At 62.6% G+C, this 7,925-nt stretch carries 12 protein-coding genes; 5 read left to right on the top strand and 7 right to left on the bottom strand.

Features of this window, described 5'->3' with window-relative positions; all coding sequences use genetic code 11:
• Positions 1-1,290, top strand: a 1,290-nt coding sequence (gene groL, locus NKJ32_RS25100; RefSeq protein WP_352829174.1) for a chaperonin GroEL, incomplete at its 5' end; no start/stop codon positions are given.
• Positions 1,291-1,536: 246 nt separating this feature from the next.
• Here groL and NKJ32_RS25095 read toward each other — a convergent pair.
• On the bottom strand, positions 1,537-2,136 hold the full coding sequence (locus NKJ32_RS25095) for a TetR/AcrR family transcriptional regulator (RefSeq protein ID WP_352517833.1): 600 nt from the start codon (positions 2,134-2,136) through the stop codon (positions 1,537-1,539).
• Positions 2,137-2,280: 144 nt separating this feature from the next.
• Between NKJ32_RS25095 and NKJ32_RS25090 the strand changes: the two genes are divergently transcribed.
• From NKJ32_RS25090 to NKJ32_RS25080, 3 genes are read left to right on the top strand one after another with little or no spacing between them, the layout of a single operon-like run.
• The gene (locus tag NKJ32_RS25090; protein WP_352755979.1) at positions 2,281-3,243 is read left to right on the top strand and encodes a zinc-dependent alcohol dehydrogenase family protein; all 963 of its coding nucleotides are present in this window, start codon (positions 2,281-2,283) and stop codon (positions 3,241-3,243) included.
• Between the two features lie 50 nt (positions 3,244-3,293).
• Positions 3,294-3,740 carry an OsmC family protein gene (locus NKJ32_RS25085; protein ID WP_352622135.1) on the top strand — a complete coding sequence of 149 codons (447 nt, stop codon included), beginning with the start codon at positions 3,294-3,296 and terminating at the stop codon, positions 3,738-3,740.
• Between the two features lie 16 nt (positions 3,741-3,756).
• On the top strand, positions 3,757-4,143 hold the full coding sequence (locus NKJ32_RS25080; protein ID WP_352452751.1) for a nuclear transport factor 2 family protein: 387 nt from the start codon (positions 3,757-3,759) through the stop codon (positions 4,141-4,143).
• 26 nt (positions 4,144-4,169) lie between these two features.
• Here NKJ32_RS25080 and NKJ32_RS25075 read toward each other — a convergent pair whose 3' ends face one another.
• Together NKJ32_RS25075 and NKJ32_RS25070 are read right to left on the bottom strand one after the other, a co-directional pair.
• Positions 4,170-4,781: a LysE family translocator gene (locus NKJ32_RS25075; protein WP_352616803.1), complete on the bottom strand. Its 612-nt coding sequence runs from the start codon at positions 4,779-4,781 to the stop codon at positions 4,170-4,172.
• Between the two features lie 86 nt (positions 4,782-4,867).
• The gene (locus tag NKJ32_RS25070; protein WP_352595758.1) at positions 4,868-5,287 is read right to left on the bottom strand and encodes a nuclear transport factor 2 family protein; all 420 of its coding nucleotides are present in this window, start codon (positions 5,285-5,287) and stop codon (positions 4,868-4,870) included.
• Between the two features lie 162 nt (positions 5,288-5,449).
• Here NKJ32_RS25070 and NKJ32_RS25065 point away from each other — a divergent pair, with 162 nt between their 5' ends.
• A complete protein-coding gene (locus tag NKJ32_RS25065) occupies positions 5,450-6,379 on the top strand; it encodes an AraC family transcriptional regulator (RefSeq protein ID WP_352829171.1) in 930 nt (309 codons plus the stop codon).
• 37 nt (positions 6,380-6,416) lie between these two features.
• Here NKJ32_RS25065 and NKJ32_RS25060 read toward each other — a convergent pair whose 3' ends face one another.
• The 4 genes from NKJ32_RS25060 to NKJ32_RS25045 are packed head-to-tail and all read right to left on the bottom strand — an operon-like array spanning position 6,417 to position 7,606.
• Positions 6,417-6,755 (bottom strand): YkgJ family cysteine cluster protein, encoded by a 339-nt coding sequence (locus tag NKJ32_RS25060; RefSeq protein WP_051406159.1) that lies wholly within the window; start codon positions 6,753-6,755, stop codon positions 6,417-6,419.
• Positions 6,756-6,805: 50 nt separating this feature from the next.
• Positions 6,806-6,970, bottom strand: coding sequence for a hypothetical protein (locus NKJ32_RS25055; protein WP_023677606.1), 165 nt, complete (start codon positions 6,968-6,970; stop codon positions 6,806-6,808).
• 1 nt (position 6,971) lies between these two features.
• Positions 6,972-7,379 carry a hypothetical protein gene (locus tag NKJ32_RS25050; protein WP_292664441.1) on the bottom strand — a complete coding sequence of 136 codons (408 nt, stop codon included), beginning with the start codon at positions 7,377-7,379 and terminating at the stop codon, positions 6,972-6,974.
• Positions 7,379-7,606 (bottom strand): hypothetical protein, encoded by a 228-nt coding sequence (locus NKJ32_RS25045; protein ID WP_023677608.1) that lies wholly within the window; start codon positions 7,604-7,606, stop codon positions 7,379-7,381. Before NKJ32_RS25045 ends, NKJ32_RS25050 begins: the two co-directional genes overlap by 1 nt.
• Positions 7,607-7,925 lie beyond the last annotated feature (319 nt).

The following is a 7,925-nucleotide window of genomic DNA, read 5'->3' as shown; positions in this document are numbered from 1 at the left end:
GCCGTCGCCGACGTCGTCGCGACGCTGATCAAGAACGCCAAGAAGATCAAGACCTCGGAAGAGGTTGCCCAGGTCGGCACCATCGCCGGCAATGGCGACGTGTCGGTCGGCTCGATGATCGCGGAAGCGATGCAGAAGGTCGGCAATGAGGGCGTCATCACCGTCGAGGAAGCAAAGACCGCCGAGACCGAGCTTGAAGTCGTTGAAGGCATGCAGTTCGACCGCGGCTATCTCTCGCCCTACTTCGTCACCAACGCCGAGAAGATGGTTGCGGATCTGGAAGACGCCTACATTCTTCTCCACGAGAAGAAGCTCTCCAACCTGCAGGCCATGCTGCCGATCCTCGAGGCCGTCGTGCAGACCTCGAAGCCGCTGGTCATCATCTCGGAAGATGTCGAAGGCGAGGCCCTGGCCACGCTGGTCGTCAACAAGCTGCGTGGCGGCCTGAAGATCGCTGCCGTCAAGGCGCCGGGCTTCGGTGATCGCCGCAAGGCCATGCTGGAAGACATCGCCATCCTCACCGGTGGCCAGGTCATTTCCGAAGACCTCGGCATCAAGCTCGAGAATGTCGGCCTGAACATGCTCGGCCGCGCCAAGAAGGTGTCGATCTCCAAGGAGAACACCACCATCGTCGACGGCGCCGGCAAGAAGGCCGAAATCCAGGGCCGCGTCGCCCAGATCAAGCAGCAGATCGAGGAGACCACCTCGGACTACGACAAGGAGAAGCTGCAGGAACGTCTCGCCAAGCTGGCGGGCGGCGTTGCCGTCATCCGCGTCGGCGGTGCGACCGAAGTGGAAGTCAAGGAAAAGAAGGACCGCGTCGATGACGCCCTCAACGCGACCCGCGCGGCCGTCGAAGAAGGCATCGTTCCCGGCGGCGGCGTCGCACTGCTGCGCGCTTCGCTGAGCATCAAGGCAACCGGCGCCAACTCCGACCAGGCCGCCGGCATCAACATCGTGCGCCGCGCGCTGCAGGCTCCGGCCCGCCAGATCGCGGCCAACGCCGGTGCGGAAGCATCGATCGTTGCCGGCAAGATCCTTGAGAACAAGGGGGCAACCTTCGGCTACAACGCCCAGACCGGCGAATATGGCGACATGATCGCCATGGGTATCGTCGATCCGGTCAAGGTTGTGCGCACGGCTCTGCAGGACGCGGCCTCGGTCGCCGGCCTGCTGGTCACCACCGAAGCCATGATCGCGGAGGCTCCGAAGAAGGAGTCGGCTGGCGGCGGCATGCCTGGCGGCATGGGCGGCGGCGGCATGGGCGGCATGGGCGGCATGGACTTCTAATCCAGCCAATCTCGCAAGCTTACGGAAAGGGCGGCAGCGATGCCGCCCTTTTTCGTTGATGTGGCGGAGATTGAGAGGCCGTCCGATCTCAAGTAAGCAGGCGCATATCCCGCAGGACGCGTCTGTTCGGCCACCATGCCGTTACTTCCAGGCGTCGCGGCGGCGCAGAACATCAATCGTCGAGCTGCAGCCTTGGCCCTTTTGGCGGAACGCCGCGCCGCCTTCGATGCGATGAAGGCATAAACGTCAATGCACCGCTGCGGTGGCACTCTTGGCCGGCAATGCCCCCTCAATCAGCGCCGCGACCTCATCGGCTACCGCCAGCACCGGGGCGCGGTCGTGGGTGGCGCGTGCGATCACCATCAGTCCTTCAAGCGATGATTCGACCAGCAATGCCAGCGCGTGCGCGCGCCGTTCGGGCACCCCTGCCCTGACGAAGGCCGCCCTGAGCAAGCCTATCCATTGCTCGAAGGCGGACCGGCACAACTCGGCCAGTTCCGGCATGTCGATCGGCGAGTCCAACACCACGGGTGCGATCGGGCAACCGAGCGTGAACCGATTGTCTTCCAGCATGCGCGCGACCGACTGGTAGATGTGGTGGACAGCCACCGCCGGGTCCTTTTCGGCAGCGAGCGCGGCGTCCAGCCTCTGCGTCACATCGGCGACGCTGTCGCGCGTCACTTCGATGACCAGCTGATCCTTGCCGCCCGGAAAGTGAAAGTAGAGCGAACCTCTCGGTGCGCCTGAGGCGCTCAAAATATCGTTGAGCGACGTGCCGTGGTAGCCGCGCTGCCTCAGCAGCAGCCCGGTCGTCTCGAGTATGCGGGTGCGGGTGTCGTTCGCCATGTCAACCTCTGTCAGGAGTGAGCATTATAGGCCTTGCATCGAATATGACAATCGGTCTATATAATATGTAGATCAGTCTACATATGCGAGAGGCAGATGCGCAGTTGTCGTCTTGAAGGAACCCGCGGGATCAAGTGCCTGGTGATGCGCGACGAGGCGCAGCCGACGCCGAAGCCGCACGAGATCGTCGTGCGTGTCCGCGCCACCTCGCTCAACCGCCGCGATATGATGATCCTCAACGGCACCTACCCGCTGGCGCCGCGCCAAGGCGTTATCCCGCTGAGCGACGGTGCCGGCGAAGTCGTTGCCGTCGGCGAGGCCGTCACCCGCTTTGCCGTCGGCGACCGCGTCACCGGCAGTTATTTTGCGCGCTGGATCGACGGCCGCATCAATGCCGGTCTGATCGACCAGCTTGGCTGCACGCTGGACGGGATGCTGGCCGAATACGCCGTGCTCGACGAGCAATGGGCGGTGCGGCTTCCCGATCATCTCGACTGGCATCAAGCGGCGACACTAACCTGCGCCGGCCTGACCGCCTGGAATGCCGTGACGGCGGCCGAAATGCCGAAGCCCGGCCAATGGGTTCTTGTCATCGGTTCAGGTGGCGTCGCGCTATTTGCGCTGCAATTCGCCAAGCTGCTCGGCTGCCGTGTCGTGGCAGTCAGCTCGCGCAACGAGAAGCTGGACCGGCTGCAGGCGCTGGGCGCCGACCTCGTCGTCTCGACCGCCGACATGCCGGAATGGGGTGCTGCGGTGCGCGAGCAGACCGGCGGCATCGACCTCGTCGTCGAGACCGGCGGCCCGCCGACCTTCGCGCAATCGATGATCGCCTGCGCGCTTTACGGGCGCATCGTGCTTCTCACCATACAGGATGCGAAAGGCGGGACGGTGCAGATCCCCGGCCCGGTCTACCAGCGCAGCCTCGCCACCATCAGCCGCCTGTTCGTCGGCAATCGCACCAACCTCGAAGCCATGCTGCGCGCCATCTCGGTGCATCGGCTTAAGCCTGTCATCGACAAGGTGTTCGCCTTCGACGAGGCCAACGACGCCTATCGCTATTTCCAGCAAGGCGACGTCTTCGGGAAAGTGGTCGTCGACAGCGCCTGACTGGTCCGCCCCAAAATCTGATCGACCCCTCAAATCAAAGGAGAGACACAATGACCATTCGTGAAGCAGAGGCCCAATGGCAGGGATCGTTGAAGGAAGGTTCGGGCCGGCTGAAGCTCGGCAGCGGCGTCTTCGAAGGCGCCTACTCGTTCCCGTCGCGTTTCGAGAACGGTCCCGGCACCAATCCCGAGGAATTGATTGCGGCGGCGCATGCCGGCTGCTTCTCGATGGCGCTGAGCGCCGTCCTCGGCCGCGAAGGTTACACTCCCGCGCGCATCCACACGATCGCGAAAGCGCATCTCGGCGCCACCGCGGCCGGACCGACGCTGACCCGTATCGAGCTGGAGACCGAGGCAAGCGTCGCCGGGCTGGCGGCGGGGGAGTTCGAGCGGCTGGCGCAGACGGCCAAGGAGAGCTGCCTCGTGTCGCGGGCGCTGGCCGGCGTCGCAGTGATCACGCTCAAGGCCCGCCTCATCGAAACCGCTACCGATCACTGAAGGGAAGGAATATCCAATGACACAGGAACTCATCATCGACATCGCCGCAGCCAAACGCTCCGCCGAAACGGCCGAGATCATGCGGCGCTACAACGACGTCTTCCAGCGCCACGACCCGTCGGCGCTCGACGATCTGGTGGCGGAAGATTGCGTGATCGAGAACACCACGCCGGCCCCGGACGGCGCCCGCCGCATCGGCAAGGGCGCCTGCGTCGAACTGTGGTCGGCGATCGCGACCGGACCCGGCACGCGCTTCGACATCGAAGAAACTTTCGTCGCCGGCGACCGGGCGACGATCCGCTGGCGCTACTGCATGGCCGACGGCAATTCGCTGCGCGGCGTCAACCTGATGCGCGTGGCGGACGGGCAGATCGTCGAGGCCATGGGCTATGTGAAGGGATAGATTTGCGCTGCCCGCGACCTTCCTGTCTAACGGTCCGCCAGCGCCAGTTTGGCGCCGAGCATGACAAAGGCTCCGGCGAAGGTACGGCGCATCCAGGTCAGCACCTTTGGCCGCGACACGACATGGCTGCGGATCGACGCGGCAAAAATGCCATAGCCGACAAAGACCACGAAGGTGAGCAGCATGAAGATGCTGCTGAGCTCCAGCATTTTCGACAGCGCATGCGGTTCGGTGGTGCTGACGAATTGCGGCAGGAAGGCAAAGAAGAAGATCGACAGCTTCGGATTGAGGATGTTGATGAGGATGCCCGAAGTGATCACTTTGCCGGCCGAGCGCGGCGCGACATTTTCGTCGACGCTCAGGCCGCCCTTCTCCTTCAGCGTGTTCCAGGCCATGTAGAGAAGATAGGCGACGCCGAGATATTTCAGCGTCTCGAAGGCGACGGCACTTGTATGCAGCAGAGCCGCGAGGCCGGTGATGGCGGCCGCCATGTGCGGAATGATGCCGAGCGTGCAGCCGAAAGCGGCAATGATGCTGGCGCGCGCACCACGCGAAAGCCCGGCGCTCAGCGTATAGAGAACGCCGGTACCGGGCGAAGCCACGACAATCAGCGACGTCAACAGAAATTCGATGCTCACGGATGGTCTCCCGGTGCTGGCCCTGCCGCCGGCAGCGTAATCAGCGAAACGTGCGGGCACAAGTCAGCCTGAGAGCCTATGCGCATTCAGATCATGCTGTTGGCGTGCAGCTTGCTATCGGCTATAGGCTGCCGAACTTCCCAGTGTTCGACCAGCTTGCTGTCCTTCAGCCTGAAAATGTCGACAATGGCTAGGCCCTCCTCCTCCGGTTCGCGTTTTGCGTGCATGTGCACGATGACGAAATCCCCTTCGGCAAAAATCCGCTTCACCTCTCCCTTCACGAGGGGAAATGACTGTTTGAGCTGCTGCAGATAGGCTTTGAAGCCTTCCGCACCATCCGCAATGTTCGGATTGTGTTGGATGTAGCGTTCGCCAAAATGCATCGAAGCAGCTTCGATGTTGCCTTGGTTTACTGCTTTGTCGATGAAGTCCAGGACGATCGCCTTGTTGGTGTCGAGCAAATTATGGGTCTTGGCTGGAACTGGATTTGATGGTTCGTCACGCATGTTTTTGCTCCTTCCCGTGCCTGCTTCTGCCTGTTGTGGACAGGAGCGTCCGCAGGCCGATCTTGCCAACATAATCAGCCACGCTTGTGAGATGGTCGATACGCTATTCGCCTGGATTCTTATCCAATCGTCTAATATCGTCGTCCTATTCATCGTTGGAGGATGGTTCTCATGGACGCCTTGTCCGAAGTTCTTGCTTCGCTGAGATTTGGCAGCGCCATGATCGGCAGCGCGACCCTGCATCGGCCATGGGGTATTTCGGTGGATCCGACAAGGAATGCCGCCATCCACGTCATACAGAACGGCGAATGCTGGCTGCGGTTAGCCGGTGAAAGGGAGCCGATCCGCTTAGGCGAGGGAGATGTCATCCTTGTCGCGAGCGGTATCGGGCATGCCCTTTGCAATCCGGCGGATGCACCGACGGCATCGATATCCGCCGTCCTTTCCGCAAATCGGAGCGGACTGGAACCGAAAAGCGAGAGCGGCGCGACAACTCTTCTTTGTGCGAGATATTCACTCGACGGCGTCGGGCCATATCCGATGGTTTCGCTGCTTCCTCCGCTGATTCATTTGACCCGGAATCAGATCGACACCAGCGAGCCGCTGCGGCTTGCCCTGGAACTTCTGCAGGTCGAAGCGAAAGGCGATCTCGGCGGCCACGACATTGTCGCCCCACGCCTTCTCGACAGCACGTTCATCTTCTTGTTGCGCGCCTGGATCGAACATCAGCCACTCGGAACAGGGGGATGGTTTGGCGCCTTGCGCGACAAAGGCATTGCGCAGGCTTTGCGCCTGATCCACGAGCGGCCGGGCAATCCCTGGACCATCGCTTCCCTTGCCAGCGGCGCAGCACAGTCCCGGGCCACCTTCGCGCGTCGCTTCGCTCAACTGGTAGGACAGCCGCCGCTGTCCTATGTGACCCGGTGGCGGATGAACCTTGCCGCCAAGGCTCTGCGGGAAACGAACCAGAACATTGGCGAGATCGGGCGCGCCGTCGGATATGAATCGGTGCCGTCGTTCTCGCAGGCATTCAAACGATTGACCGGACGATCGCCCGGCCTCTACCGCAGCGACTTTCGCCCATCTGATTGACGAAATTCAAACTGAGACGCCAGCCCGAGGGCCGTCATTACAGCGTCGGCAGACCGTGAGCCCGACGCGCGATCAGGCAGTCGTCATCGCCCGGCATGCAGGCGCGGCAGACGTCGGGGCGGATGTCGTAGATGCCGCATGCGGTCGACTTGCCGACCTCGCCGCACAGTGCCGAACAGCGCGCGCCGTCGCAGCGCATACCGGCTTCGTCGGCAGCCACGTATTTTTGCGGGATAAGGTCGAGCTGCGCGTCATCCTCGGTGGAGAAGCGCGGCCATCTGGACGAGTAGGCGCAGCAGGCGCCACAGGTCTGGCAATCGAAGGCAATCGGACCGGCGCCCTCTTGTGGCGACGAAAACTCCTCTGCGACCGCCAGGGCAAGCAGCCTTGGCGCAGATTTCCGGTCGGCATTTTGCTGCAAGGGCGCTATTTCTTCTTGGGCTTGCGCGGCGGTGCTTCCGCCGGCGACCTGAACAGATCGGTGCCCGCTTCGGCGGCTTCGCCGGTTTTTGGCGCGGCGGCCGGCTTGACCGGCTTCACGGCGGCAGCAGGCGCTGCCGGCTGGCCCTTGGCGGAAAACTTGATTGCCATATCAATCCTCGTCAGAGAAACGCGATGATGGCGCATTCGGATTGCGAAGGCGGCCGATGAGCGCCGAAACGGCCGTGATGTTCATTTCTTCGGGCGACCAGTTCCTGGCTTCCTCGATGTGCCGGGGCGCCAGCTCGCGATGCGTGCTGCCGCTGTAGGCGGCATCCTGAAAGGTCACGCGCTCGCGGGTCTTGGCGTTTTCCCGGACGTATTCGATCAGATAATTGGGGCATTCGGCACGACCGCGCACGCCGAGCCGAACCTGGGCATCGCCGTGGACACGCCTGCAGCGCTCGAGCTTTTCGAGCACGCGCCGGACATATTCGACCGGCTTGTCTAGTTCGCCCACGACATCGGCGATGGTCGAATCTGCGGCGATCGCCTTTTGAGGCACGCGTTTGGTGGCCATCAGCGTTTGCCTGCGCGTTTCGGCGAGGCCGCGAGCGCAACCGCCGCCGCCATGTCGTCGGCTTCCTTCTCCAGGCGCAATTCGCGCAGCCGCGCGGTCTTGGCTTCGCGGGCCTGGCTGACGGCATCCCGTTCGGAATTGATGCGGTCGAGCGACATCGACTGGGTCCGCGTCTTGCTGAAAATGGATTCGGCCTGGTCGCGGGGTTTTTTTGAAGTTGCGGTCAAGGTCTTTCTCCCGGTTCGGAGCACGCCGCCGAAAAGTGGCGAGACTGGTCTTTCGGCCAGGATCCCGCACAAAGCAATACGGCAGCCGGTTTCAAATTGCTGGAACGTCCTTAGCACGTCCGGGCCGTCGAGCAGCGCTCTTTCGGCGATCGAAGCGCAAAAATGAAAAAGGCCAGGCACCGCCTGACCTTCCATGAGAGCGCCCGCGCATCCCGAGAGACGCGCAAGGAAACGTTCTTCTCATGCGCATGAGCGGGGACTTAACATCCCCGCGATCATGCGCTGGAATTTGCCATTCACCGGTGCCAGTACATCCGTG

Origin of the sequence: Mesorhizobium sp. M0159, assembly GCF_040322295.1 — a bacterium.
Lineage (GTDB): Bacteria > Pseudomonadota > Alphaproteobacteria > Rhizobiales > Rhizobiaceae > Mesorhizobium.
Note: the sequence above shows the minus strand (reverse complement) of the source record. Positions and strands in the feature narration are given on the sequence as shown.